The sequence below is a fragment of the Exiguobacterium sp. s143 genome (assembly GCF_018618895.1).
Taxonomy (GTDB): Bacteria; Bacillota; Bacilli; order Exiguobacteriales; family Exiguobacteriaceae; genus Exiguobacterium_A; species Exiguobacterium_A abrahamii.
Genome location: NZ_JACSMX010000001.1, coordinates 152,744 through 176,946, shown reverse-complemented (window position 1 = coordinate 176,946; position 24,203 = coordinate 152,744). Strand labels below are relative to the sequence as shown.

Annotated in this window: 35 protein-coding genes; 16 read left to right on the top strand and 19 right to left on the bottom strand. The window is 47.8% G+C overall.

The features are described 5' to 3' along the window. Positions 1-23: 23 nt before the first annotated feature. Genes KNQ03_RS01015 through KNQ03_RS01005 form a run of 3 tightly spaced genes read right to left on the bottom strand, consistent with a single transcriptional unit; the run spans position 24 to position 1,656 of the window. Entirely contained in the window at positions 24-269 is a 246-nt protein-coding gene (locus KNQ03_RS01015) for a phage holin (protein ID WP_023468184.1), read from the bottom strand. Beyond that, a complete protein-coding gene (locus KNQ03_RS01010) occupies positions 266-901 on the bottom strand; it encodes a M15 family metallopeptidase (protein WP_214723077.1) in 636 nt (211 codons plus the stop codon). The genes KNQ03_RS01015 and KNQ03_RS01010 overlap by 4 nt, the downstream gene beginning before the upstream one ends. Further along, positions 892-1,656, bottom strand: coding sequence for a helix-turn-helix domain-containing protein (locus tag KNQ03_RS01005; RefSeq protein ID WP_214723075.1), 765 nt, complete (start codon positions 1,654-1,656; stop codon positions 892-894). Before KNQ03_RS01005 ends, KNQ03_RS01010 begins: the two co-directional genes overlap by 10 nt. A 90-nt stretch (positions 1,657-1,746) precedes the next feature. On the opposite strand from KNQ03_RS01005, the gene KNQ03_RS01000 reads away from it, so the two are divergent. Further along, the gene (locus KNQ03_RS01000; protein WP_214723073.1) at positions 1,747-2,244 is read left to right on the top strand and encodes a DinB family protein; all 498 of its coding nucleotides are present in this window, start codon (positions 1,747-1,749) and stop codon (positions 2,242-2,244) included. A 36-nt stretch (positions 2,245-2,280) separates the two neighbouring features. Here KNQ03_RS01000 and KNQ03_RS00995 read toward each other — a convergent pair whose 3' ends face one another. Together KNQ03_RS00995 and KNQ03_RS00990 are read right to left on the bottom strand one after the other, a co-directional pair. After that, complete coding sequence (locus KNQ03_RS00995) at positions 2,281-2,766, bottom strand: NUDIX hydrolase (protein ID WP_214723071.1); 486 nt, start codon at positions 2,764-2,766, stop codon at positions 2,281-2,283. Further along, entirely contained in the window at positions 2,763-3,296 is a 534-nt protein-coding gene (locus KNQ03_RS00990; RefSeq protein WP_050677833.1) for a DUF402 domain-containing protein, read from the bottom strand. Before KNQ03_RS00990 ends, KNQ03_RS00995 begins: the two co-directional genes overlap by 4 nt. A gap of 155 nt (positions 3,297-3,451) precedes the next feature. Here KNQ03_RS00990 and KNQ03_RS00985 point away from each other — a divergent pair, with 155 nt between their 5' ends. Both KNQ03_RS00985 and KNQ03_RS00980 read left to right on the top strand, forming a co-directional pair. After that, a complete protein-coding gene (locus KNQ03_RS00985) occupies positions 3,452-4,561 on the top strand; it encodes a GGDEF domain-containing protein (RefSeq protein WP_214723069.1) in 1,110 nt (369 codons plus the stop codon). Between the two features lie 82 nt (positions 4,562-4,643). Beyond that, positions 4,644-4,892 carry a hypothetical protein gene (locus KNQ03_RS00980; RefSeq protein WP_064300893.1) on the top strand — a complete coding sequence of 83 codons (249 nt, stop codon included), beginning with the start codon at positions 4,644-4,646 and terminating at the stop codon, positions 4,890-4,892. 46 nt (positions 4,893-4,938) lie between these two features. Here KNQ03_RS00980 and KNQ03_RS00975 read toward each other — a convergent pair whose 3' ends face one another. Genes KNQ03_RS00975 through KNQ03_RS00965 form a run of 3 tightly spaced genes read right to left on the bottom strand, consistent with a single transcriptional unit; the run spans position 4,939 to position 7,454 of the window. Further along, on the bottom strand, positions 4,939-5,625 hold the full coding sequence (locus KNQ03_RS00975) for a polysaccharide deacetylase family protein (protein ID WP_064300892.1): 687 nt from the start codon (positions 5,623-5,625) through the stop codon (positions 4,939-4,941). A gap of 17 nt (positions 5,626-5,642) precedes the next feature. Beyond that, positions 5,643-6,770: an MGDG synthase family glycosyltransferase gene (locus tag KNQ03_RS00970; protein WP_064300891.1), complete on the bottom strand. Its 1,128-nt coding sequence runs from the start codon at positions 6,768-6,770 to the stop codon at positions 5,643-5,645. 54 nt (positions 6,771-6,824) lie between these two features. Then, positions 6,825-7,454, bottom strand: coding sequence for a DedA family protein (locus tag KNQ03_RS00965; protein ID WP_058704058.1), 630 nt, complete (start codon positions 7,452-7,454; stop codon positions 6,825-6,827). Between the two features lie 215 nt (positions 7,455-7,669). Here KNQ03_RS00965 and KNQ03_RS00960 point away from each other — a divergent pair, with 215 nt between their 5' ends. From KNQ03_RS00960 to KNQ03_RS00945, 4 genes are all read left to right on the top strand, one after another. Continuing rightward, on the top strand, positions 7,670-8,212 hold the full coding sequence (locus KNQ03_RS00960) for a GNAT family N-acetyltransferase (protein WP_064300890.1): 543 nt from the start codon (positions 7,670-7,672) through the stop codon (positions 8,210-8,212). Between the two features lie 26 nt (positions 8,213-8,238). After that, positions 8,239-9,042, top strand: a complete 804-nt coding sequence (locus KNQ03_RS00955; protein ID WP_214723067.1) for a hypothetical protein — start codon at positions 8,239-8,241, stop codon at positions 9,040-9,042. Further along, entirely contained in the window at positions 9,035-9,403 is a 369-nt protein-coding gene (locus KNQ03_RS00950) for a hypothetical protein (RefSeq protein WP_214723065.1), read from the top strand. Before KNQ03_RS00955 ends, KNQ03_RS00950 begins: the two co-directional genes overlap by 8 nt. Before the next feature lie 89 nt (positions 9,404-9,492). Further along, the gene (locus tag KNQ03_RS00945) at positions 9,493-9,774 is read left to right on the top strand and encodes a hypothetical protein (RefSeq protein WP_214723063.1); all 282 of its coding nucleotides are present in this window, start codon (positions 9,493-9,495) and stop codon (positions 9,772-9,774) included. 56 nt (positions 9,775-9,830) lie between these two features. Here the strand turns inward: KNQ03_RS00945 and KNQ03_RS00940 are convergent, their stop codons facing one another. Both KNQ03_RS00940 and KNQ03_RS00935 read right to left on the bottom strand, forming a co-directional pair. Continuing rightward, complete coding sequence (locus KNQ03_RS00940) at positions 9,831-10,013, bottom strand: hypothetical protein (protein ID WP_058704053.1); 183 nt, start codon at positions 10,011-10,013, stop codon at positions 9,831-9,833. 128 nt (positions 10,014-10,141) lie between these two features. Then, complete coding sequence (locus KNQ03_RS00935) at positions 10,142-10,777, bottom strand: NAD(P)-dependent oxidoreductase (RefSeq protein ID WP_058704052.1); 636 nt, start codon at positions 10,775-10,777, stop codon at positions 10,142-10,144. Between the two features lie 163 nt (positions 10,778-10,940). On the opposite strand from KNQ03_RS00935, the gene KNQ03_RS00930 reads away from it, so the two are divergent. Continuing rightward, entirely contained in the window at positions 10,941-11,372 is a 432-nt protein-coding gene (locus tag KNQ03_RS00930) for an Rrf2 family transcriptional regulator (protein ID WP_058265849.1), read from the top strand. Between the two features lie 17 nt (positions 11,373-11,389). Here KNQ03_RS00930 and KNQ03_RS00925 read toward each other — a convergent pair whose 3' ends face one another. The 3 genes from KNQ03_RS00925 to arr all read right to left on the bottom strand — a co-directional run bounded on the left by KNQ03_RS00925 (position 11,390) and on the right by arr (position 12,608). Further along, positions 11,390-11,566, bottom strand: a complete 177-nt coding sequence (locus KNQ03_RS00925; RefSeq protein ID WP_156501836.1) for a hypothetical protein — start codon at positions 11,564-11,566, stop codon at positions 11,390-11,392. Between the two features lie 104 nt (positions 11,567-11,670). Next, positions 11,671-12,186 carry a hypothetical protein gene (locus KNQ03_RS00920; protein ID WP_149427283.1) on the bottom strand — a complete coding sequence of 172 codons (516 nt, stop codon included), beginning with the start codon at positions 12,184-12,186 and terminating at the stop codon, positions 11,671-11,673. Between the two features lie 20 nt (positions 12,187-12,206). Further along, complete coding sequence (gene arr / locus KNQ03_RS00915) at positions 12,207-12,608, bottom strand: NAD(+)--rifampin ADP-ribosyltransferase (protein WP_064299934.1); 402 nt, start codon at positions 12,606-12,608, stop codon at positions 12,207-12,209. Positions 12,609-12,807: 199 nt separating this feature from the next. On the opposite strand from arr, the gene KNQ03_RS00910 reads away from it, so the two are divergent. The 4 genes from KNQ03_RS00910 (at position 12,808) to KNQ03_RS00895 (ending at position 15,215) form a co-directional block, all read left to right on the top strand. Continuing rightward, a complete protein-coding gene (locus tag KNQ03_RS00910; RefSeq protein ID WP_214723061.1) occupies positions 12,808-13,338 on the top strand; it encodes a hypothetical protein in 531 nt (176 codons plus the stop codon). Between the two features lie 153 nt (positions 13,339-13,491). Then, complete coding sequence (locus KNQ03_RS00905) at positions 13,492-13,911, top strand: MarR family winged helix-turn-helix transcriptional regulator (RefSeq protein WP_029341581.1); 420 nt, start codon at positions 13,492-13,494, stop codon at positions 13,909-13,911. Between the two features lie 19 nt (positions 13,912-13,930). Continuing rightward, positions 13,931-14,353, top strand: coding sequence for a MarR family winged helix-turn-helix transcriptional regulator (locus tag KNQ03_RS00900; protein WP_214723059.1), 423 nt, complete (start codon positions 13,931-13,933; stop codon positions 14,351-14,353). Between the two features lie 85 nt (positions 14,354-14,438). Further along, a complete protein-coding gene (locus tag KNQ03_RS00895) occupies positions 14,439-15,215 on the top strand; it encodes a hypothetical protein (protein WP_214723057.1) in 777 nt (258 codons plus the stop codon). Positions 15,216-15,364: 149 nt separating this feature from the next. Here KNQ03_RS00895 and KNQ03_RS00890 read toward each other — a convergent pair whose 3' ends face one another. From KNQ03_RS00890 to KNQ03_RS00875, 4 genes are all read right to left on the bottom strand, one after another. After that, positions 15,365-16,354, bottom strand: coding sequence for a DUF2268 domain-containing putative Zn-dependent protease (locus KNQ03_RS00890; protein WP_214723055.1), 990 nt, complete (start codon positions 16,352-16,354; stop codon positions 15,365-15,367). Between the two features lie 148 nt (positions 16,355-16,502). Then, on the bottom strand, positions 16,503-17,294 hold the full coding sequence (locus KNQ03_RS00885) for an ABC transporter permease (RefSeq protein WP_133208690.1): 792 nt from the start codon (positions 17,292-17,294) through the stop codon (positions 16,503-16,505). After that, positions 17,291-18,085 carry an ABC transporter permease gene (locus KNQ03_RS00880; protein ID WP_208796383.1) on the bottom strand — a complete coding sequence of 265 codons (795 nt, stop codon included), beginning with the start codon at positions 18,083-18,085 and terminating at the stop codon, positions 17,291-17,293. Before KNQ03_RS00880 ends, KNQ03_RS00885 begins: the two co-directional genes overlap by 4 nt. After that, positions 18,082-19,086 carry an ABC transporter ATP-binding protein gene (locus KNQ03_RS00875; protein ID WP_149427279.1) on the bottom strand — a complete coding sequence of 335 codons (1,005 nt, stop codon included), beginning with the start codon at positions 19,084-19,086 and terminating at the stop codon, positions 18,082-18,084. Before KNQ03_RS00875 ends, KNQ03_RS00880 begins: the two co-directional genes overlap by 4 nt. Before the next feature lie 141 nt (positions 19,087-19,227). Here KNQ03_RS00875 and KNQ03_RS00870 point away from each other — a divergent pair, with 141 nt between their 5' ends. From KNQ03_RS00870 to KNQ03_RS00860, 3 genes are all read left to right on the top strand, one after another. Then, entirely contained in the window at positions 19,228-19,611 is a 384-nt protein-coding gene (locus KNQ03_RS00870; protein ID WP_023468155.1) for a hypothetical protein, read from the top strand. 155 nt (positions 19,612-19,766) lie between these two features. Further along, the gene (locus KNQ03_RS00865; protein WP_214723053.1) at positions 19,767-20,852 is read left to right on the top strand and encodes a diguanylate cyclase; all 1,086 of its coding nucleotides are present in this window, start codon (positions 19,767-19,769) and stop codon (positions 20,850-20,852) included. A 64-nt stretch (positions 20,853-20,916) separates the two neighbouring features. Continuing rightward, the gene (locus tag KNQ03_RS00860; RefSeq protein WP_214723052.1) at positions 20,917-21,528 is read left to right on the top strand and encodes a YdeI/OmpD-associated family protein; all 612 of its coding nucleotides are present in this window, start codon (positions 20,917-20,919) and stop codon (positions 21,526-21,528) included. Here the strand turns inward: KNQ03_RS00860 and KNQ03_RS00855 are convergent. Further along, entirely contained in the window at positions 21,517-22,407 is an 891-nt protein-coding gene (locus KNQ03_RS00855) for an ABC transporter ATP-binding protein (protein ID WP_214723051.1), read from the bottom strand. The two genes, KNQ03_RS00860 and KNQ03_RS00855, sit on opposite strands and share 12 nt — an antisense overlap. Before the next feature lies 1 nt (position 22,408). Beyond that, positions 22,409-23,092: an ABC transporter permease gene (locus tag KNQ03_RS00850; protein WP_058704043.1), complete on the bottom strand. Its 684-nt coding sequence runs from the start codon at positions 23,090-23,092 to the stop codon at positions 22,409-22,411. Between the two features lie 243 nt (positions 23,093-23,335). On the opposite strand from KNQ03_RS00850, the gene KNQ03_RS00845 reads away from it, so the two are divergent. Then, positions 23,336-24,196, top strand: a complete 861-nt coding sequence (locus KNQ03_RS00845) for an alpha/beta fold hydrolase (protein ID WP_214723049.1) — start codon at positions 23,336-23,338, stop codon at positions 24,194-24,196. Positions 24,197-24,203: the final 7 nt, after the last annotated feature.

Below are 24,203 nucleotides of genomic sequence, written 5' to 3'. Positions count from 1 at the left end.
CATTCCAAACGCTTCCAGCCTTCTTAATCGGTCAGGGATGTGTTTTCCAGCTGTTCCTGTGACTGCCTTCGTCTCAGTGCTCGTTCTGTCACATCATTGTTCTTCCACCAAGCGACGAGTAGACCGACCAGTCCGATCAGACCCGTCACGAACCGTTCGACGTCACTTGACGATACTGGCAATGCTGTAAAACCGAGCGTCGGTAAGAGTAACTCAAGAAAGACATAGAGCGGAATCAAGAGACGGATCCACGCCTGAAGACGAATCATGGTGACACCGGAAAGAGACGACGCCATGTTTGCGGACCAACGATCCCGTCAGCGACTAGACGACACGTCTGTTGGAACGTTCGAACGGCGTGCGTCAATCGGGCATCAAAGACTCCCGTCACCACAAGTCCCAAGCGTTTTTCAAGGGCTCGGACGAGTTCCGGTGCTTGGATTTTTTCCCGTAGATAGTGTCCCGGTTTTGGCACATGATGGCGGGCAAGACTGACATGATCGTACAGTTCAAAATGTGGGTAGTCGGGAAAACGAGACCAATCCCCTCCCCAGTCCATTCCGCGTCGTTTCATCGCTGCAACAATCCGCCGGAGTCGCGCATCTGGTGGAGAAAGGAATACTGCTCCGTCTTCGTAAAGGAAGACATCGATTGCGACACCGAAGTTATGGTTCGATTGTCCGCCGCGGGCTTGCGTCACGATGGGCCCTGGTGTCGTCCGTCCTTTTGCATACAACGCATTCTGTTCCGAGATACTCCGAAAACTTTGCGCTACACCGAGCTTGATTCCATGCGGATAAAGCTCTCGTATCACGTCACGCGCGATCCGGATGACAGACGGATGCATGCCAGGAGCGGATAGTTTTTGATTGGCACGTCGGAGTAATTCTTCTAGTTGCATAAAGCTCCCTCCCTTGTCAGTGCTTGTAATAATTCTGCAATTTCGGCGTCGTCAGGTATGGTCTGTTTCTCTTTATGGTGTGCTTCATATGCTCGTTGCGCTGATTTTTCTCGTTCCATCCAATTCGGTAATTGAAATAATGAAGTTTCTCTTCTTGAACGTTTGGTTCCTTGTTTCGGACGTACTGCCGCAGATCCGGTCGCAAGGCGTTTGACGACTTGCTCGATGTAACCAAAATGACGACTGTTCGCCCGCGCTGCCTCTTCGATCGCATACTGGATTCGCTCGATCGGATGGTCTGTTGCCAGCTGTAGCAATTCCTGCTCGATTCGTGGTGTCGCTTTACCTAGATTCGTTTCGTACTGCTGCACCAGTTCCTTTTTTAAAGTCGTTTTCTTCAAGACTTCTTCTTCGGAGTCAGCAGAAACCTCGGGGGCAGTCGTCTCGTGACTCGCCGGGGACGGTATGTCGGCACGGGGCAGGACACGGTAAGCATTCGAGGTCTGTCCCACGTGTTTCGTGAACCGTTCGACTTTCTCGATCCGACCGCTTGCGATCAAGGACTGGATACACGACTTGACCGTCGATTTACTGCACGGAACAGCGTCGGCGATCGTTTGATAGGACGGGAATGCTTGACCATCCTGACCACTGAAGCTTTCAAGGATCAGATAGATCATCTTTTCATGGACGGACGCAAATGCCGTCCCGCTCCGTAAGAGCGTATGGGGAACCGGGAGATATGGAACTTGCATGGTGATTCCTCCTTTCTAGGAAATATGACAGGAAGAAGTCGAGGATTGTTCGAAAAGAATAGGGAGATGTTTTTTGAGAGGAGTGACAGGATGAACGAACTATTCACCTATTATCTACAGGAGCTTGATCACTATCAACCGGATTCCTTGATTCATCATCTGGATCATGACACATGGTCGATCAGTCAGATGTACGATCATCTGATCGTCGTCAGTCATGAGTATTTGGATGAGGTCGAGTCGTGCCAGTTCGCACCCATGACCACGTCCGGAAAGTCACCGTTTGGCGAAAGGCTGTTTGCTGCCGGTGCGTTTCCGGCGACACCGATCCGGTTACCGGATGCGATGAACGCACCACCGGACGAGACGGCTCACGTCGACCGATTACGGACGCGTTGGCTTGAGTTGACCGATCGTCACACTGCACTTGCTTCCATCGCAGAGTCGGCACCCGCTGACCAAAAGACGCAACACGGTGGGATGGGCTGGTTGAATGCCGCCGAGTGGTATGCTCTCGTCATGTATCATCTCGCGCACCATCGCCATCAAAAACGACGGCTTGATGCCGCATTAGCGAATCTCCCATAAGAAAAAGCGCTCTCCGTTAACGAAGAGCGCTCCTGTTCATTTCAAGACGTCCCAACTCGAAAAGTGTCGTGCCTCGAGATCGAGTTGCTGTTCCTCGATCCAGCGAAACGCTTCGAGTACGAGCGGTGACGCGTTATCAATCGAGACGTCACTCGCCTTGACCCAGCGCGCACCGAGCGAGTCTTGTCCTACAAATTGTTCAGGGATACTAAGCGTTCCCCCCGTCTGTCGGACGAGATAAAAAACAGCGATGTGATGGACTTCGTCGAACTCGCGCCAGTCCCACGGAAGCTTGAAGTCCGCGACGCCGATCTGCCGTTCGAGTGCCACCTCGAGCCCTGTCTCTTCCGTGAATTCCCGGCGCATCGCCGTAGCGAGCGTCTCCCCTTCTTCAAGGCTCCCCCCTGGTAAATCATAGCGATTGATATACGGTCCACCATTCTTGTCGATGACGAGTAAGGCATCATCCTTCAACAATAATCCATAGACACCGAATGCCCGGTGACAACGAATCGTCTTCATGTGTCATTCCCCCTTCTCTTCATCTGCAGGACGGTCGGGATGAATGGATCCAAAAAGCCGTCAAACGGAAACTGCTGCTGCGCGATTCGCTGTTGTAGGTTCAGTAACGATGCACGAGCTCGTTTAATCACATCAGTCGGATAGTCGTACAATTGTTGGTTTTCTAAAAATTCGTCCTCGTCGACGACCGTCCACACTCCCTCGCGATGGACGAGATCGAGATCCAGATCAATGAACGATAAGGTATTTCCTTGAAGTACCGGCGGTAAGCAAATGTTACAGTAGTACGTCACTTCTCCCGTCCGCTCTATATCGAGACCGACCGTAAAATCAGCATCAAGCGGATAGAATTCCAGACTATAATTGTCATATGTATAAACGGCTTCGCGACGATGATGTAAAAGTGTCCGTCCTGGCGTATTCGCGACGAGCAGATACGCTTCCGTCTGAACAAGAACGTCTCCGTCCCACGAGTAGTGCGGACGTCCGTCAAACTTCCGCGCTTCAATCGTTAGATGTTTCGGTTCCAACCTCATCCCTCCCTTTCCCTAAAGCTCTCTTATTTTACCAAATGATCATATCGAAGCAAGTCTTTACCTGATTTACTAAAATTTTGAGAGTCTCTCGTTGACATCCTTTATCAAACTGCTATCGTGAAGGTATCATACTCAAGGATGTGGAACCGATGTTCATTGCCGAGTTGTTATTGAATGCTTGCATCGCCTTCACCGGCTTTTATTTGATCGCCAAAATCATTTATAGTCAACGTCTCGCGTCAAGTAGCTTGAAATCCCTCATCGTCGGTCTCGCGACCGGGCTGCTCGGGGTACTGTTGATGTTTAAGGGAATTGCCGTCAACGAGTCGTTACGGATGGATTTGCGTCATTTACCGCTCGTCTTACTCGCTTTTTATGGCGTCCGCTCGCCACTGATCATCGCAACGCTGATCATCGGCTGCTCCCGGTTCTATTTCGGTTGGACACCACAAGCAGTCGTCGCGTTTCTTGCAGTCCTTGGCATCAGCTCCGGGATGTACTTCATCCATAAACGGTTGCTCCACCGACCGTTACTGCAAAATCTCATCATGAACGTCTGGGCCTTGTTCATGATCTCGATTGCTGTCTCAATCAATCTCGGCTTTAGTGACGCCGCTCTTCGCTTGCTCGCTTCGACATGGACGATCGGACTCGCAGTCGGACTGTTATCGAGTCTATTGACGATTGATTTTCAGTTGCTCAACGAACAGGTGCAGCGCTACAAACAATCAGCGGAACTTGATCATTTGACAGGACTGTACAATCGCCGTGTTTGGGACGAACGGACGGCGTTGCTCGAAGAAGAAGGACGTGTCTACAATGTGCTCGCACTCGACATCGACCACTTCAAGCATGTCAACGATACATACGGGCATGCGAACGGTGATCTCGTCTTACAACAATTCGCACGGATCTTACAGGAAGAAACGCGTCCGCACGATATCACGGCGCGCATCGGTGGAGAGGAATTCATGGTCCTCGTCTATGATTTGACGCCTTCGAAAGTCGCGAAGGTCGCTAACCGAATCCGGGAGCGAATCGCGAACACGCGCTTTCAGCTCGACGGTTTTCCCGCCATCTCGATCACAGCATCCGTCGGCATCGCCCATGGGAAACACGTTGCTGCCCAGCGGATGAATATCCTTGCCGACGAAGCGTTATATGCCGCCAAGGAACAAGGGCGGAACCGTGTCATTCTGTACGAGGTCGATGCTGAGGCAGCCATGACGACACAAGACCGCGAACCGGTCCGTTCTTAATCTTTATCATACGCATTCGATTATTGAGTAGATTGCGCTGGATGATGCAAAAACAGATCATCCATCCATAAGGAGTGAAGCAATGAAATCCGATTTTGAGTTCATGACGACATCAGAAGCGATTCTATTCGTCAGTTCCTTGTTCATGTGGCTGTACATTGGGCGTCATTTCGTCATGATCACGACGTTTGATGACTTATTTTTAACACAATCGTGGTGGTTACTACTTCCGCTCATCACCTTCATCTTATTCTTACGCTCGTTCGTCGTACGACGCTTGATCCTCCATCATAGTCAAGCAGACGAGGACGACATGTCACGCAATGCTTAATCCATGCAAAAGAGGACTTACCATGAAACCGGTAAGTCCTCTTTCTTTATGCTTGATCGATTCGCCGAAACTGTAAGCCGCGTGCTTTCCACTCCGGCAAGAGTTCTTTCAGCGCCGCAATCGTCTGCACGGGTGCTTGTGGATCTGCACCGAACGTATCCCCATTATCATGGAGCAAGATGATGTCTCCTTCTGACACATTTGATAGCAGCCGTTTGATTTTTGCCTTTCCGCCCTCTAGCTTCCAGTCCTCTGCCATCTTCGACCAGAGAATCATGTTGTAAGAAGGAGGACAAAGGACATCTCCAGCATTAAGCGCACCCCACGGTGGACGATAGACCGTCGGACGTTCGCCCGTGATCCGTTCAATGATTGTAGCCGTCCGCTCGATGCCTGTCCGGACGGTCGACGGTCGCATCGACCAGTTCGGACGATGGATATAATTGTGGATACCGACTTGATGCCCTTCTTCGTGCATCCGGCGAATGAGGTCCGGATGTTCTTCTGCTTTATGACCCACGACGAAAAACGTCGCATGAATGCCTTCTTGTTGTAAGAGATCAAGAAGTTCTGCCGTATAGACAGGATCTGGACCATCATCGAACGTCAAGGCGACGGATCGTGAGTCCAGTGATTTCGTCACGCGCCATCCAAAGACGCGTGACGCCATATACGGAACGACCGTATAGGCGAGTGTCGCGAGAACTCCCGCTGTGACAAGACGTGAACGCATGTAAACTAACTCCCTTATTATCCATTTACTTTTTGACGACGATCTTGCAGGCAACCCGCAATCCGTTCAGCGAAAAATCGCTGATCGGCCATGACGCGATCATTTTGATACTGTGTGACCGCTTGTTGCCAAGCGTGCATGACGTCCGGATTCTCAAGCGTCCGACGGATGACGTCCGCGAGTGTATCCGTTTGATTAAAGGAGAACGCAAGCCCTTTCTCCATCAAATACGTGCGATTGATTTCTTCTTGCCCCGGTAGGACGTGTTGAATGAACAGCGGTATACGTTTTTCGAACGCTTCGCTAACCGTCACGCCACCCGGCTTCGTGACGATCGCATCCATCCGTTCATACAGTTGATTCATCTCATCCCTTGAATCGATATAGGCGAGTGGATGGATATGTGGATGACGTCGCGTGGCTAGTCGTTTATAGAGCGTCTGATTGTTCCCGCACAAGACATGAAAATCTGCTTCCGCACACTGTTCGATTTGCGTCAGCAACGTCTCGAGTTGACCGAGTCCACCGTTTCCGCCAGCAACAAGAATTTGTTTGCGGGACTGCGTCGAACGAATGATGGAACCACCAGAAATTGCTGGATGGACAGGGATTCCTGTTACGAACAACCGCTCTTTTGGTACAGCATGGTGCGCGTGCAATTCCCGCCTCGCCTCACGATTCGGCAACAGATGATACTCGATATGCTTCTTTCCCCAGACGCGACTGACGAATAGATCGGTATAGGCATTGATGACGGGTACATCACAAAGGTTTCGTTCCTTCAATTGATTCAAGAGATAGGACGGAAATGCATGCGTACAGATGATGACATCCGGTTGTTCCGTTCGGATGATTCGTAACATTTGCTGTTGGAAATAATGCGACGTCCATCCCCTTGAGCGCGCGTTACTTGAACGCCCGGCAATATGCCGATGGTAAAAACGACTATAACCGTTTGAGAAATGTCGGATCCAGTTCAGATAAAACTTCGATGTCACCCATTCCGCGAACGGGCTGATCGTACTGAGTAACTCTACTTCCTTGACTTCAACATCTGGTCCCTGCAATCGTTCGGCGATGGCTTCCGCGACGAGATGATGACCGGATCGCATCCTTAAAAAAGGAAAGATCACTATTTTTTGCATCGTATGTCCACTCCTTCAAACTATCCGCAAAAATCCTTTAAAAAGAAGTATCGCTTAGTCTTCTTTTCCCGCTTGGTTTTTCCCTGAAACGACGCGTTTTTCAAGCCGTTTACGCTTGAGCCATTTGACGAGTACACCGAGCAGGAACAATACGAGTAAGGCAAGTCCGAAATACGGTACGACTTCCGGCTTGATATGGAACGTCTTCCCGGCAAAGTGACCGAGTAAGACGAAAGGAACGACCCATAGCGCGGAACCAAGTGCCGACACCCAGAAATAACGACCGAACGGAATCTGCTTCATCCCCGCAAAATACGGATTGATTTGCCGCACGCCCGGAATATAAAGACCGGCGATGATCGTCCGATTGATGCGTCCCATGTAGCCGTTTGACACCCGCTCCCAGCGCTCCCTCGTCAATCCGATGAACCGACCGTATCGTAAGACGGTCGGTCCAAAGAAGCGCCCCGCGCCATATGCCGTCAACATGCCGACGTACGTTCCGGCGAATGCCGTCAAGATTGAATAAATCAAACGTTCTTCGTTCTGACCACTTAAGATACCAATCAGGACGAGTAGTGATTCTTCCGGTGCCGGGATCCCGACGATGCCAAAAAATAAAAAAATGAAAATAACGCCATATCCATAGGCATCGAGATACTGGTTGACCGTATCCATGTTCATGTTGTCACGTCCTCTACTGCTGTCTCTCTGTACTGTTTCATCGTCTTCTGACTATGTATTCGTTCCTGTTCATGCAATTCCTTTTTTAGAAAAATTAAAACCCGTTTTCAGCTAAAAATTGACCTGTTCTCGTACCTCTCCTCGTGACAGTTCTCAGCATTTAGGAGATGATGAAGAGAGTGAACTATATCTTTAAAGATAGAAGGAGGATGACGATGAAAGAGACTGAACAATTGAAAATTCGCCCTCTCTCGATCGAGAGTATTCCACTCGTCAATGATGCCAACGATCCGTTTCCAATCATCGGACACATCGTTCCGCAGTTTTCCGGTACCACCTGGTCCTACACGGAAGAACTTTATGAAACAGTTACCGAGACCCATTTCCCGGACGACCGTCTCGATTGGTCTACTTATATTGATCATAAAGATCGTATCGTCCTACTCGCCTTCTCCGGCACTTCTTGTATCGGTCAGATTCGTCTCGTACGTGACTGGAACCGTTTCGCCTACATCGAGAACATCGCCGTCAAACAATCGTTTCGTAAACTAGGCGTCGGACACCAACTGCTCGCCGCTGCGACGAAGTGGGCACAGCAACGTGAGTTGATCGGTCTGTCCCTTGAAGCACAGGACGATAATCTGATAGCTTGCCGGTTTTACGCGCGAGAAGGCTTCGTGCTCGGTGGTGTCGATAGCCTAAAACAATCCGCCAATCCAGACATCGATCTGACGCTGTATTGGTACAAACTATTTTGAGCAACAAACGGAAAGGACTTATTTCTATGGCATCAATCGTAAAGAACAGTTTCATTTCCGCGATATTGTTCGCTTTCTTGTACGCACTGATTGCTGGGCATGAGATGGGGGATCCAGCAATCTACGGCACGTCCTTCACCGACTTCTTCCTGATTGGTCTACTGTTTGCCGGTCCAGTCATCCTAATCGGCGCACTCTTGACAGGAGGGCTGCCGCGCCTGTTATTCCGTTCGACTATCTCATTCGCACAACGGATCATCCTCAATCAGGTCGTCGCGTTGTTCGCAAGTATCGTCCTCTATCTACTTGTGCAACCCAATCCATTTTCGTTCTATTTTGTCTTGTTCTGTTCTGGAGTAGCATTAGTGTATCTTCTTGTCTCCGAGTCGGCACGGAAGTATCCGTCATTTCTCCCCTATCTGTTCGGGTGGCTTGGTCGGACCGTCCTCAGCTTCTTTTTGTTTCTTAACTTGTTTGGTTCGATGACGATGATGGTGCCGTTTTTGTCCTACACGGAGCAGTTGGTCAATGAACAGTTGGATGCTGTCATGCTACTGTTTTTCAGTAGCATCGCGTTGGGTGACTTGCTGTTAGCTGTCCGTTTCACGAAACGTTCGCTACCGTGGACGACACATCTCCTCGTTCATCAAGGCACGGTCTTCGTGTTTGCTGGCGCGTTCATTTTGTTCACTTCACTTCCTGCTTTATTTTTCATCGGAAACGTAGTCGCTGCCTTTTTATATGTGATGGTCACCCGTCTATTCATCGTCATGAAAACCGGGAAGGAGGAACACCATGATCCGTCTGTCATTTCGACTACTGATGACTAACTGGATTTTTTTGATGCTGTATCAATATCTCCCGTCGTCACCACGCCTTATGGCCGAGACGGACGCTGGGTATTATTCAGGTGTTTTCGAGACATTGCTGTCGTTTATGATTGTCATCACGGTCGGCGGCATCCTGACTGACGCGATTCGTTACTTCGGCTTCCGAACGCGTCCACTTTCCTTTACATCACATCTCTTTCTGAATCAAGGCATCGCCTTCCTTATTGGTGGCATCTTATTAATCGTCTTCAATGGTCTGTTTCAACCGCTCTATTTTCAGGCGATTGCGAGTAGCGCCGCCTTCCTCTATTTTTTGTTGACACGTTTGACATTACTATACAAAAACGATTCAGTTGTTTGAAATCATCCACATTCTTACATTTTTGTTAGATAAGAATGACAAGCTGGGCATTATACTGAATGTATCGTTCAGTAAAGGAGACATGCCGCATGTTTCGTCAAAAATCACTTTTGTACTTACTCATTTTTTTGTCCTTCGGTTTCGCTTTTGACACGATCACTGGAGCGTCCCTCATTCCGTTCGTTGAACCCCTTCATGAATTGATTGCCTCACTTGCGTTGACGATCACGACCGCCTGTTTGACACTGTTCTTTCTGTTCTTCCACGGTGTTCGTCCGCATCTTGAATTACTGATCGTCCTCCCCTTTTTGATTTTGACGAGCGGCATTACGTTCTTGTTCGTCTTCTTGAACGCAATGACTGTCATTTAACGTCACTAAAAGCCCGTCTTCTTCAAGAAGACGGGCTTTTATCGGCAATATGTAGATCACGGTTTGGCGTGAAGTTCTATCAACGGATCGCTTTCACTCGGCCAATTGATTTGTCCCTCGTAATGATCCTCGATCGTCGCGACGGGTTCCGAACGTTCGAATCGGGACGGTTGCGTCGATGTCGTACAGACGATCAAGACAGCTAATAGACTGATGATACTAAACATTCGTCGCATCATGATTTATACTCCTTTAGTCGTTTCTATTCTCATATTAAACAAACCATGCTACTATGCCATCCGTCCTCCGCTGTATCTCTCACTACGCCCATTAAAAAAGACCGACTACGTAAGTCGGTCTGACACCATCACCCTTGTTCGCCAACGACCGAGAATCGTTCGTTGAGATGTTGCGCGTTTTCTAGCTCATCCACTACAGCGATGGCGTAATCCGCGTAACTGATGTAGCTTTCCCCTTTTGCGTTTAGAATCATCTGCTCACCGCCGACTGTATACGCTCCTGTACGTTGACCGCTCGGATCAAAGAATCCAGCGGGGCTGAGATACGTCCATGTCACGTCTTGCTGCCCTTGCAGTTCGATCAAGTTTTTTCCCATGTTCGAGGCTGTCGGATAATACGCTTCCGGGAAATCCGGTGTTTCCATGACACGTACTGTATGCTCGGCATCGACGAATAGGCTTCCCGCCCCACCGACGACGAAAAGTCGTGTCTTGCTTCCTGCTAACACGTTGATTAAATGACGCCCGACTTCGATATGTTTCGTCTCCTCACCCGGTGCTGAGTTAAACGCATTGACGATGGCGTCAAACCCGTTTAAGTCATCTTTCGTCAGTGCGAGTACATCACGCTCGAGAATCGTGACGTTTGCCGTCACTTTTGCCGCGTTACGGACGATTGCCGTGACGTCATGACCACGTGTGATTGCTTCTTGTAAAATCAATTGCCCTGCTTTTCCTGTTGCGCCGATGATTCCGATATTCATGATGATTCCTCCTTTTGATATGTAACTATTTCGATTACATGTAACTAATATAGTTACAATTACTTTGTTTGTCAACAGTGTTGTTCCTATTCCCCGTTTCTTGCCAAATGAACAATACGACGTATAATGAGAGAACAATGTTTTTAAGAAGGAGGGTCATCCGTTGGCCATCAGTACACGTTTTTCCGTCGGCATCCATATTCTCTCGTTGATCGCGACCGACGAGAAGATGACATCCGACTTGATTGCTGGCAGCGTCAATACGAATCCGGTCGTCATCCGTAAAATCATGAGCATGTTGAAGAAAGCTGATTTGATCGAGGTCCGTCCGGGTGTCGCCGGTGCGCGACTCGCCCGCCCGTTGTCTAAGATTACGCTGCTTGACGTCTATCACGCCGTTGCTGTCGTACCGGACAAGGAATTGTTCGGCGTCCATGCCGCACCGAACCCAGACTGCCCAGTCGGACGAAACATCCAATCGACAGTCACACCCATCTTTGAGCTTGCGCAATCCGCGCTTGAGAAGGTACTCGCTCACGTCACATTAGATGATATCGTCAGTGAAATCGAACAAAAAGAAGCATCGTCCTCGTAAGGGCGATGCTTCTTGCTTTAGAAAAACCATTGATATAGTAGATATCCTCCACCGAGGACGACAAGCACTGCGAGCATCTCCAGACCACGCATCCCGTCGTTTTGCCCACGTGGTACGGCACTACCGAGACCTTGATCGACACCATCGCGGAGATGATCGAGTGGTTGTTTCTTTTCTTGTTTGAAGCGAGACATATAAACGCCCCCCTTTTACATATTGTACCATTCCATCTTCACCTTGCAGTACATTCTGACAAAAAAATACGTGGTAGTGCTTATCTTACATTCAATTCGTTTCTCTATTCATTTCGAAGCAATTTCATGAATCCCATCTTTTCAACGATCAAAACATCCTGCTCGAAGCGTTTGATAGAATGTTTTGATGCTTGTTCGTCCAACGCATTCGGATGACCAAAGCATACGTTTAAGATCGAATTGAGTTTCTTTGCATCACCACCGATGAAGTAGTGAGACATATAGGTGTCGTCTTCTGAAGCAATGACGACGAATGTCGCCATATCAAGCACTCCTTCGACGCTTTCTGCTGTCATGAGTTTGTCATTCGCAGATGCCTTCTGAAAGTCATACGATTCGATAGAGGCAATCCTACCTTGCAACAGATCAAGAATTGATTTCCGGTAGACACAATAGACGCCAACGATCGTTTCAATGGGTGGAACGAACGGATCTCCAAGGATCGTGATCCATCGCTCGTCCTGTTGATTCAGGCGGATGGCGTGCAAGTGATTGACTAATAATTGATCAATGACGTTCACATTCGTCGGTTGGATCGATTTAAAATCATGTACAGGCAAGCTTTTCTCCCCCCGCTCTTTTAGTCAATGATCATATCCTTCCCTTCTGCGCGTAACCGCTGCAAGGATGCTTTCATCGTCTCAATCTCTTCATCTGTGTGCCGCTCCCACGTTCCGAGTTCAGCAATGATCTTCACGGGTTCTGTCGACCGATACGACCGAGTCGGATTGCCTGGGAACCGTTTGTTCGTCAAGTTCGGATCATCCTCATACGCTCCGAGTGGCTCGACGAGGTAGATATGCTCCGGAGCGTCAGATTGTGCGAGCTCCGCGCCCCACTTCGCTGCATCAAGTGTTGCTGTGAAATAGACGTGCTGGAGCGGTCGTTCACGAAAATTCGACGCGTGCCCTGGTTTCAATTCGTCACCGATTCGCAACGTGGCTTTCGTGCCATGGAAAAACGGACCTTCGACTGGTTTCATACGCTCGCCTCCTGACTGGATACATTTAGTATAGACAGTCGATTGATTCAGGTGTAGTCTGTTTCAAAACGAAATTTCACGGTATACTTATAGCAAAGGAAGATCATTTGTCGTCAGATTGTAACTCGTTTTTTGTCTAGCCATCAGGCATGATGGGAATAGTCATTTTACATACCCTATAGGAGGTCATCCGTTCAACGTGAAGTTCTTTAAAGCTTTAGCGAAAACCGAAGAGGCTGTCTGGATTCCAGAAGCCGAGTGGCAAACCGTTTGTGAGCAAGAAGGACTGACCGTGCCGCATCATCCGCAAGAACAATTTGTTGGTCTCGCGTACAACAATCAGCGGCAAGTCGTCGAAGTCACGCGCAACATGCGCCCCCCAGCGCTCAGTTATTACGTTACGATTCTTGAGCCACCCCATAGTCGATCTCTCATCTCAAAACGTTCGTTCTTAACCGTGCTTCATGAACGAACGGAACGCACGTCCCTCACCGAATACGGTACATTCTGTTTACTTGAGATCAACGTTCGCGAGGAAGGACTCGGCGAGCGTGGTCTGTTACTTGAGTCATTGATTCATGATATTGAAAAAAAGTACACTCATTACGCGATTCGTGGCGATTATGCGACGATCACCTTACAAGGACGCGTCTCAGATCAATGTTTTACGAAATATGGATTCCAGTTAATGGATTCCTATCTCACGCTTTCGAATGGGATTCCTTCCTGAACCGACCTGACACGTTCAGGTCTTTTTTGTACAGTTCCTAGGCAATGATGGGAAGTGATGGGTTTGCGTTCAAACTAGTAGCACTACATATTTTTAATATGGTATGGTAAAAGTAATTCATCAGCAGTACATTCTACATTTAAGAGGTTCCCCATGACAACAATGACAGAGACATATCCCATGACATGCTGGCATACGATTTCGACGTATCATAATCAACAAATCAAGCGCGTCAATGCTTTCTTGAAACAATGGGATCTCTCCCATACGAATCTTGAAGTATTGCGTTGCCTACAAACGACCTCATGCACGAGCCAGAAGGAAATCGCAGAACGGATCCAAGTGACCGATGGTACGATTTCACACGGAATCAAACGTTTATTTGATCGGCAACTCATCACCCGCAAGCGCAAATGGAAGACGAACTATCTGCTATTGACGGAAAAAGGAACAGCTATTCTTCAAGAAGTGTTGCCCGCCTACGAACGTTTTCAACAAGAACAATTCGCCGCTTTGACGGCTCGACAACAGGAAGAATTAATCCGTTTCTTCGATAAGCTCAACCCTGCATGACAGAAGAGGAGGAAAAATCATGACCTTCACATTCGAATCTTCAATGCAACACTGGAACGCCATTCAGCGAATCCATTCTCGTTATTCGAAAGAAGTCAACGATGTACTGAAACCAAAAGGGCTCTCAAAATCCCAATTCGATTTATTGATGACCCTATATCATCAAGAGAGTGCGACACAAAAATCACTTGAACGCACGCTTGAACTCTCAAGCGGTGCCATTTCGCAAACGGTCAAGAAGTTGCTCGCAGAACACCTCGTCATCCGAAAACGAATCAACCGGGAAAAACGGATTCTCTTGACGGAAGATGGTGCAGCGCTGATTCAGACCTCAGCTCCAGAGATCGAAGAGATTGACGATCGTTATTTCCGTGCTTTTTCAAGTAAGGATCATGAAACATTTGATCAATTGCTGCATAAGATGCAAAGCGATCATTTTTGATCGCCCTACCGACACTCGCGGACGCTTCCCTAATGAGGTGTCCGCAATTCTTACATATAAACACCATAAAGAGGGAGCAACAGAGATGACACATAGAGACGTATTATTGGAACGATTAGACGCAATTGGGCAAACGATTGCACAAACAGATGATGCGCTTGTCCTGCTCGGACTCGGTTCTGTCGGTCAAGAACTTGAACGACTCGATGATTATTCGGACTTAGACTTTTTCATCATCGCAAAGCCCGGTAAAAAGGCTCGATTCATCGATCAACTCGACTGGTTAGAAAACACATACCCTTTTCACTTTCAATTTCAAAATACGCAGGATGGACATAAAGTCATGTTTGACGACGGTATCTATGCCGAATTCGCCATCTTCGAACTAGATGAACTTTCTGAAATTGCATTTTCCGCTGGTCGTATCGTGTGGTGCGATCCTTCCTTCGACGCGTTTGAACGCTTAGTCCCACAACCACGTAACAGTTCGAGCGAACATCCATCCGTCGATTACGCCATCCATGAAGCACTGACGAATCTATATGTCGGGCTCTGTCGCGAAGCACGTGGCGAAACATTATCAGCCTTCCGTTTGATTCAACAATTTGCCGTTGGTCAATTGTTACACGTTCTGTCCTCATTTGAAAAAGAGGAAGCGACATCTGTTGATCCGTTTGCTCCGGAACGTCGGATTGAGCAACGTTTCCCAGAAATGGTCAACCGATTCTCAGAGATGATGCCAGGCTATTCACATAATAAAACGGCTGCACTAGTGATCCTCGATTACATCGAACAGATTCATCTTGTCTCCCCTGCCATGTCAAACGCTATCCGTTCACTCGCCCGAACTGATATTTCCTAAAAAACACGTTCGCCGTTTTATTTCTGTTCATCAGCCGTTTTATTTCTGTTCATCAATCGTTCAAAAGCGTTCGACTTAATTTCGAAAAATTTCAAAAGTATAAAAATATACCCATCAGCTTCTTTATGCTGACGGGTCTATTTTTTGAATCAAAGTAGATCATTTTTATACTTGTAATCCTTTAAAATCGTTTCCGCGTCTTTAGTCGTCCAATCTGCTATCGATTCTGAAGGATGTTTTTCAAGATAGGCGTCCATGATATCTTTACCTAATCGGTACATACTCCACATAGGAACATCCTGATCCTTATTGCCGTCCATGATATCTTCTTGCGTTAACTCACCATTTTTCATTAAACGTAAAACACGCTGTTTTGTCTCTTCTTCTAATGGCTCGACCCAAGCTGGTGTCACACCTTTAACGACGCGTTTCGCGAACTGATCCGCTTTCCCTTCAAGGAGGAGTGAATGGATCAGTGGACTAGCTTCCTCTCCTAAGGAAGTATCTAGCTTCATCCGATCATATAAAGCAGTGTGGTGATATTCATGGGCTACTGCATATTCCAACATTTTCTTATCGTAGTCAGCGGTAAGGAATAGCATGAAGCAATCTCTAGTTGCCAATCCTGCGACCCCTCCCATGACATCCATACGCTGCATGAATTCCGTGTTAACAGGCACGATGAGTATCGTATTCGTTTGTTTTGGTAATGCCCGATGTGAAGCAGTGTAACTTTTTTCAATGATTTTTTTGATCTCTGTATCTTGTTTCATCAGCTCTTTCGTCCGACTTAGTAATTGTTCTTTATACTCAGTTGCTTGTAGCATAAAGTAACTTTTCATATATGTTAGATCGAGATCTTGTTGCTCACCGATTTCATCGATGTAACCTAAGACATGTTTTAGGTAACTGTTCGTGTTGTCGTCTGAGTTTCCTGTCTGCATCGCTTCTTCTAAGTACTGATTGTATTGCGTATAGAGCGGAACAATCTTGACCTGATCCTCTTGACCAATCTTGATCGTCTTGTTTTTAATCGTTTCGTCGTTCGGTGAAAAGAAGTTTTCTGTCCTTTCCCAAACGGTACACCCCGATAAGGTAACCAAGACCAAACACAGTAATACGAGCCATCCCTTTTTCAATGTAACCCCTCCCTCAGATTCATGTCTCAATATTTTATACTGTCATTTAATAACAAAAGTTTCATATTTTACATAAAAATCCATATCTAAATTGATTAGAAACAAAAAGAACCTTGAAGCGTCGCAACACTTCAAGGTTCTCCTTCTTTCATGAACCCGTACTCGCGAATGCCTTCAGTCCAAACAACCAGAATCGATAAGCAATCAAACAGGCGATGATCGCGACAAGTGGTGTCGCAATCGCCATCACTCCATAGCCTTTTCCGTCAAAGAAATACATCGCCGGATAAAAGGCAGTAAATCCGAACGGGATGATGTAGGTCAAGACGAACATCAAGACTTTCGAGTAGATCGTCATCGGATAACGGGCGAAATCACTCAGACTGAAGACCGCTGAGACGACCGGTAAACTGTCGACCATCCAGAACGAGAACGTCGCAAAAAACAGGTTGATCGCGATATAGAGCAATCCGCTCGAAAGAACAAGTACGATTAACATCAAGACATCACCGAAGCTCCAGATCATGTCGAGGTGATCGGAAGCAACATAGAGCACCCCACCGCCAATCAATAGTTGACCGAACCCGTCTTGCTGAACGCGCTCAGCGACGATTTGAAACAGTGGATTGACCGGGCGCATCAACAACCGATCCAGATTCCCGGTCCGGATGTACTGCCAGCCGATCGTCCACAAGTTATCAAAGAAGATATGGTGTAAGGCTCGTCCTAAAAAAGCGATCCCGTAAATGAATAGGATCTCGTAAAAGTCCCAGCCGTTTAGCGTCTCGATATGCTGAAAGACGACCGACAGGAAAAAGAGTGAGGCGAACTGTTGACCGAAGACCGACAAGACACCGATCAGGAAATCAATCCGGTATTCCATCATGACTTTAAAATGACTTTTGACATACAACCAGTAGAGTTTTATGTATCGTTTCATCCGCCGAACACCGTCACTTTCCGGATCGCGAGCGCGAACGTGATCCGCAAGATGACAAAGAATCCAATCAACCAACCGATTTGAATCAGTAACGCTTGCAGGATACCGCTTGCCCCGATCTCTCCCGTATAGATCGCAACCGGGACGTAGACGAGTGAAGCAAACGGTAAGTACAGACTGATCGTCTGAAACCAGTCCGGGAACAGCGTCAACGGGACGATTGCACCGGACATGATCGTGATGATGGCGTCTTGTAAGACGGATAGTCCCCAAATGTTGACGGTATAGAAGGCAAAGATGCCGACGAGCAGATCAATCAATGTCGCAAGCAACACGGCACAAATCACGCTACCGACGAAGGCAATGCCAGCTAGCCATGACTGTGGTCGATCCACGCCGATGAACAAAATCGAGACGAGGACGAGTGGCAGGATCGAGCGGAACAAAACCGAGACTTTTGAGCCGATGTCTTGGGCGAGTAACTTATCGAGCAAGTGATACGGACGGAGTAACTCGATCGCAATTGCCCCTTGTTTGATCATCCGGGCGAGATCGCGTCCGGCACCCCCGCGGAACTGATCGATCATCGTCGCAAGCACCGCATACGTCAGCATCGTTGACAGCGAGATACCGGAAACATCGGTCTTATTGGCATACACGGCTTGCCAGAAGAAATAGAGGATGAACAGACGCATCGTCACGCTAAACATGCTTGCCCAGTACCAGGCTGTATAGGCGAGATCAACTTTGATTTGGGACCGCATCAACGCGGTATATTTACGGATTCTCATGCACTGATCCCCGCTTGGTAGAGCTTGCGGATTAACGTCTCCATCTTCGGTACGGACACGGAGACGTCCCGAACGGCGTACAGCGAAACGATTTCCTTGATGACTTGACCGCTTGACAGTTCTCGGTCGTCGAAGGCGAGCTCATACGTTAGTTCATCCGTCTCAAACATGATCACACGATTGATCAATGCCGTCGGTAAAACGAACGGCACCGGTTCTTCGAGCGTGATTCGAAGTGTTCGCTCGTGACTGAACGATGCCTTTAACTGATCGATCGTATCGTCATAGATGATTTTGCCGTCGTCGAGGACAATCACCCGGTCACAAACTTCCTCGATGTCCTGCATGTCGTGCGTCGTCAAGATGACGGTCGTTCCCCAGCGATCACTCATCTCGCGGATGAAGTGACGGATTGTCTCCTTAATTTCAATATCAAGTCCGATCGTCGGTTCGTCGAGATAGACGACTTTTGGTCGATGCAGGAAGGCTGCGGCTAGTTCACAGCGCATCTTTTGTCCGAGCGACAGTTGTCGGACCGGTACGTCTAGAAGCGGTGCGAGATCGAGCTTCTCCCGAAACCACGCGAGCGTCTCGGCAAACTCTGACGTCGGCACTTGATAGATTTCCTTCAACAGCTCAAACGATTCTTGGACCGGAATGTCCCAGAACAGTTGCGTCCGCTGACCGAAGACGGCTCCGATTTGCGATGCGTTCTTGACGCGGTCGGCGTGTGGATCAAGTCCGAACACCCGGACGTTCCCCGCGTCCGGACGCAGGACACCAGCGAGCATCTTGATCGTCGTCGATTTCCCGGCACCGTTGAAACCGATATAGCCGACCCGTTCTCCTGGCGCGATCGTTAAATCAATCGCTTTGACCGCCTCTTTCGTCCGGTACGTTCGGTGAAACAACGCTTTGATCGCTCCTCGTAGTCCCGGTTCCCGTTGTAGGATTTGATAGTGTTTCGTCAGTCCCGTTGCTTTGACGGCATATGGTTGCATGTATTCTCCCCCTTTTGTGCAAACGCTTTCCGAAAACGTAGTATACCAGAAAAATCCAATATCCTTCCATCTCTTTTGAAAATTTTTCTCGATATTCTGACGCTGTCGCGTAATAATAGATAAAAAAGGAGTGGTCTGACCATGCTATTACGTCATATGACACATCGGCATCATATGAAATCAATCGTGACACGCGGTGGATTGTCACCGACATTCCAAATCGATGCACCAACAGGCTGGATCGCCTTTGAAGTCGATCCTCCAAGCGCAGCGTATCAAACGCACTTTCATCAATTAAAAAATGATTGGCAAGATGGAGATGTCGTTACGCTCGAATTCGACGGAGAGCGGATGCAAGCAGCAGGCTTCGAGATGCTGCAATCGCAAGAAGATGACCGCAGTCACCAGGCAGAGAGATTAGGCGTATCCATCGAGGAAATTGGCTCGTATGCATTCATTCGCAATTTCGTCTCACTTGATTATCTCGTCGAGTCTTCACGTGAAAAAATCTCAGAGTATTATTGATTTAGTTGAAGAAATCTAATCTTTTTTAAAATATACGGAAATCAAGATATTTTCATACATCTTTAGGGTATTGTTGGCTATATAGAATAAATATTCATTGAATGAAACATTTTTTTGTAGTTATTTTTCAGAACTCATTTGAGAGGAACACGAATATGTGGAATATACTGAACCATCTAATCCTCAACGTCGCTCTGACTTTTTTCTTCGTGCTCATCTCCCTGTTCTTTTTTAAACGATTTCAGTTTCGAAACACGTTCGACAGCTGGCTGAAGAAAAATCTGTTAGTACTGACTCTTGCGACAGGTGCCGGCTACTGGGTCATCCATAACGCCATCACCTATGAGGGATTCCGTTTCGATTTGTCGATTACCTTGATCGTCATCGCTTTCATTTATGGAGGTATCAGTAGCGGCTTCATCACGACCCTCGTCTTCGCTTCCCTTCAAACGTTCGTTTTTGATTCCGCTCATGCCTATTGGCTGATCGGTACGTATCTGATCGTCAGCATCGTTGTCTTGTACTTACAAAATGAAGCACCGGATCGATTCATCTCGTTTCCGGTCATCTTCACGATTGCACTCATTCTCTGTTTACCATACGTTCAACATGTTCAACCGAATGACGTGACAGCGATGACGATCTTTCTCGTCGGGAATGGCTGCGCTGGTTTTCTCTTGCACAGCATCTTGCATCAAGTCCGCTGGCACTTCAATCAAGTCCGGATGCATCGGCGTCTTGCCTTGACGGATACATTGACAGGGCTTGATAATCGACGTCGTCTAGAAGAGACCGTCCAACGGTACAAATCACAACAAACGGATTTTTCAATCATGATCATCGATGTCGATCATTTCAAACAGGTCAATGATACTTACGGTCATGACCGCGGTGATCATATCTTACGGCAAATCAGCTCTTTGCTTGCATCGTATTGTCCCCCAACGTGTGTGCTCGGACGATTCGGCGGCGAAGAGTTCATGATGTTGTTGCCGGAGCATTCGTTGCCGGAGACGCGTCGACTCGCGGAACAAATCTGTGAAGCCAGTGCCAAACGGACGTATGAGTTATCAGCGACAGAACCGCTGCAAGTGACGTTATCGATTGGTGTGTCTCGCCAAACTCATCAACCGTCTGAGACCCATAATTTTCTGCAGACGATCCAGCAGGCAGACGCTGCCCTCTATCAAGCGAAGAAGAGTGGTCGGAATTGTGTCTTTCATCATGACCCGTTACGTTAAAGAAAAAAAGTGCCCCCTCGCGTGACGTGAAGGGGGCACTGCTATCTGAAATGGAGGAACGAACGTGGAAATCACGAATGTCTTACGCTTTACCGATCGCGATGGCTTTCGACAGTGGCTGACGAAACACGCAGATCACGCGGCCTTCTGTTGGGTGATTCTCAGTCGAAAACAAATCGGGGACGGGTTACTTTATCTCGATGCCGTCGAAGAGGCACTTTGCTTCGGCTGGATTGATGGCATTGCAAAAAAGACCGAAGACGGTGAACTGGCGCAACGGTTCACTCCGCGACGAAAGAACAGCAACTGGACCGAACTGAACAAGGAACGGGTCCGCCGCTTGGAACGTCTCGGCTTGATGCAACCGTCCGGACGACAGGTTCTACCAGACATGCGCACTGATGCGTTCGTCATCGATGACGCCATTCAGGCGCGTCTACAAGAAGACCCGATCGTCTATGAACAGTTTAATGACTTCCCGGAGCTCTATCGACGGATCCGGATTGATACGATTCAAAGTGTACGCAAGAATCCCGTTCTCTATGAAAAACGTCTGCAAACGTTGATTGAAAAAACGAAACGGAATCAGATGTACGGTCAGTGGAATGACGGGGGTCGTCTTTTACTCGAAGATGTTCCGGAGACGGAATCAGAGGCTAGTCGGTCAGACCGCTAAGAAAATCTCTTCTAATGATTGGCGTTCGATCTGCACCTCGTAGACTTTGACGTCTTGTTTCGCAAGCATGACGAGTAACTCTGGAATATCTTCTTCCGTCGATAAATCAAGCCGTGTAAAATCATCAGCTTGCGACAAAAGCCGAGCGTATGCTGGCAGATGCGATGGCGCTAATCGCGGAACAGTCCGAATACGGATTTTAATCTCCTGCCTCATTGCTTCTTGTAAGGACGCAACGGTTCCATAGCGGACGATTCTTCCCTCCGTCATGATGGCGACACGGTCACACATCTTTTCGATCTCATTCAAGTTATGCGAGGTTAAGAAAATCGTTTTTCCGTCCGCTTTTAATGCAAGCAACAATCGCTGGATCTCGATCGCCGATTCTGGATCAAGACCGGACGTCGGTTCATCTAAAAAGAGTAATTCCGGATTTCCGGTGAGCGCTTGTGCGATGCTGATCTTTTTCTTCATCCCGAACGAGAAGCTCCCGATTTTTTGTCGCTCCGTCCCGCTTAATCCGACTTGTTCAAGCAATTTTCTAACTTCTTGCTTCGTGATGCGAACTCCTGATAATCCTGCCATATAGTTAAGAAACGCACGTGCCGTCATATCATGATACAAATTTGATATATCCGGCATGACCCCGATCCGTTGTTTGATGGCATCCAGTTGATCAGCGGGTTCACCGAGAAGTGCGACAGTTCCGTCTGTCGCTTGTGTGATTCCGGTCATAATCTGAATGCACGTCGATTTCCCAGCACCATTACGACCTAAAAAACCAAAGATTTCTCCTCGTTCGACCGTCAAATTCACTTCTCGTAAGACTTCCTTCGCACCGAACGATTTCTTCAACCCTTTTACTTCAATCGCTTTCATGTTACAAATCCTTTCGCTTTAACGTGAGATAGGAGATCGTCAAAAACAATCCACTCCATAAAACAGGTAACAGTAATAACGTTCCAGACATAATGACGGCATGGTACGGCAAGATGTATTGAAACGGTACCAGATACCATTTTTCTGAGAACGCTGACCAAAGACCGATGATCGGTACGACGATCCCGAGAAAAATACCGAGAAACATCGTCAAACCAGGCTTCGCAATCATCGTAGATAAAAAGATGTTGAAACTGGTGATATATAGGATGACGATAAGAACCGTCAGATAATCGATCCAGAACCATTGCTGCGCATAGAGCGAGACAATCAGAAAATTGATCGTAAGCGTCGCGCACCAGAACAACAATGAACCGAGAAACTTCTCCAAAACGATTCGCAGACGCGACGTCTTCGTGACCAGTAAACGAATCGTCCGCGTCTCGATTTCACGATTGATGATGTCGTGTGATAACGCAGCCACGAACAGAAAACCGAAGAACAGGATGAAGAACTTAATGCTTGAAGTATAAGCAGACGGTTGATTAACGCCAGCAAGCAGTTCCGGATGTCTCGTCAAATACGATGCTGTGAAGACAGACGTGATCGTCAGAAAAAGAATCAATAGAATCGCTTTGACGCTTTTGAAGCTGCTCGTGAATTCTTGTTTTACGATTGGAAACATAACGGACTCCTTCGGACATATTTTTGATTAACGCAAGCGTTCTTTTACTTTCGTGACAAGGACACCGAGTCCATATAAGGTAACGGCTGTTAAGAACATCGTGATGATGGTTTCCATGTGAATTCTCCTCTATGTAAATGACGTGTCATCTTACTCTACGCTACTCTTTGAAGAAAGTTTCCTTATTTTTCAATTCCCAATATTCTCCTCATGGTACAGTAAAAAGAAAAAAGGAGACGGCAAATGAAACGTTATACGATCACCTGTCAGCATCAATCCGTTCATATTACGGAATGGGGAAACGAACAGCTTCCGACGATCGTCTGTCTGCACGGACTCGGCAGTACGAGTCTCAGCTTCATCGAAATCGCTGAAGCGCTCGCGGACGAATTCCGTCTGATTGCGATTGATTTACCCGGTCACGGCAAAACACCAGCTTTCTCAGATCCCCTACACTATCGCATGAAACCCTTTACGGGCTGGATCGACGAAGTCTTACACATCCTTGATGTCAAGCGGTGCTATGCCTTGTCGCACTCGTGGGGCAGTGTACTCTCTCTCTATTATTTGATTGAACATGCGGATCGTGTGCTCGGCACGATTTTAATTGACGGCGGCTATCACAGTAAACGACTTTACGGTCGTTCTGTAGAGGAAGAAGTCGCCTTTTATGAACAAGATTTCGAGGATTCCGTTTCGACATGGGACGAATTTTTGGATGTTGCCGTCTATGCTCCGGATGCACGTCGCTCGCCCTCCCTCGATCTAGCTGGTGCCGATCTTCTTCGGATGGAGCAAGGACGATACCACTGGCATGCGCGAGGAGAGACGGCTGCTGCGATCGTACGCGCGCTTCACTACGAGGATGTTCTTGATTTCCTCCCGGACGTTCCACCAGTGGACATTCAGTTGTACGTCGCTACGTTACCGACAGATCAAGCATCGATCCGTCAGCATGCGACGGATCTATTACATGAGATGACGCAAGCGACGGTCCATTTCGTCCCCGAGACAGGACATCTATTACACTGGGATCGTCCTGACGTCATCATCGAAGCGATTCGTCACTACTGGACGTCCGGAAAAAGATTGTCTTCCATTTGAAAAATGG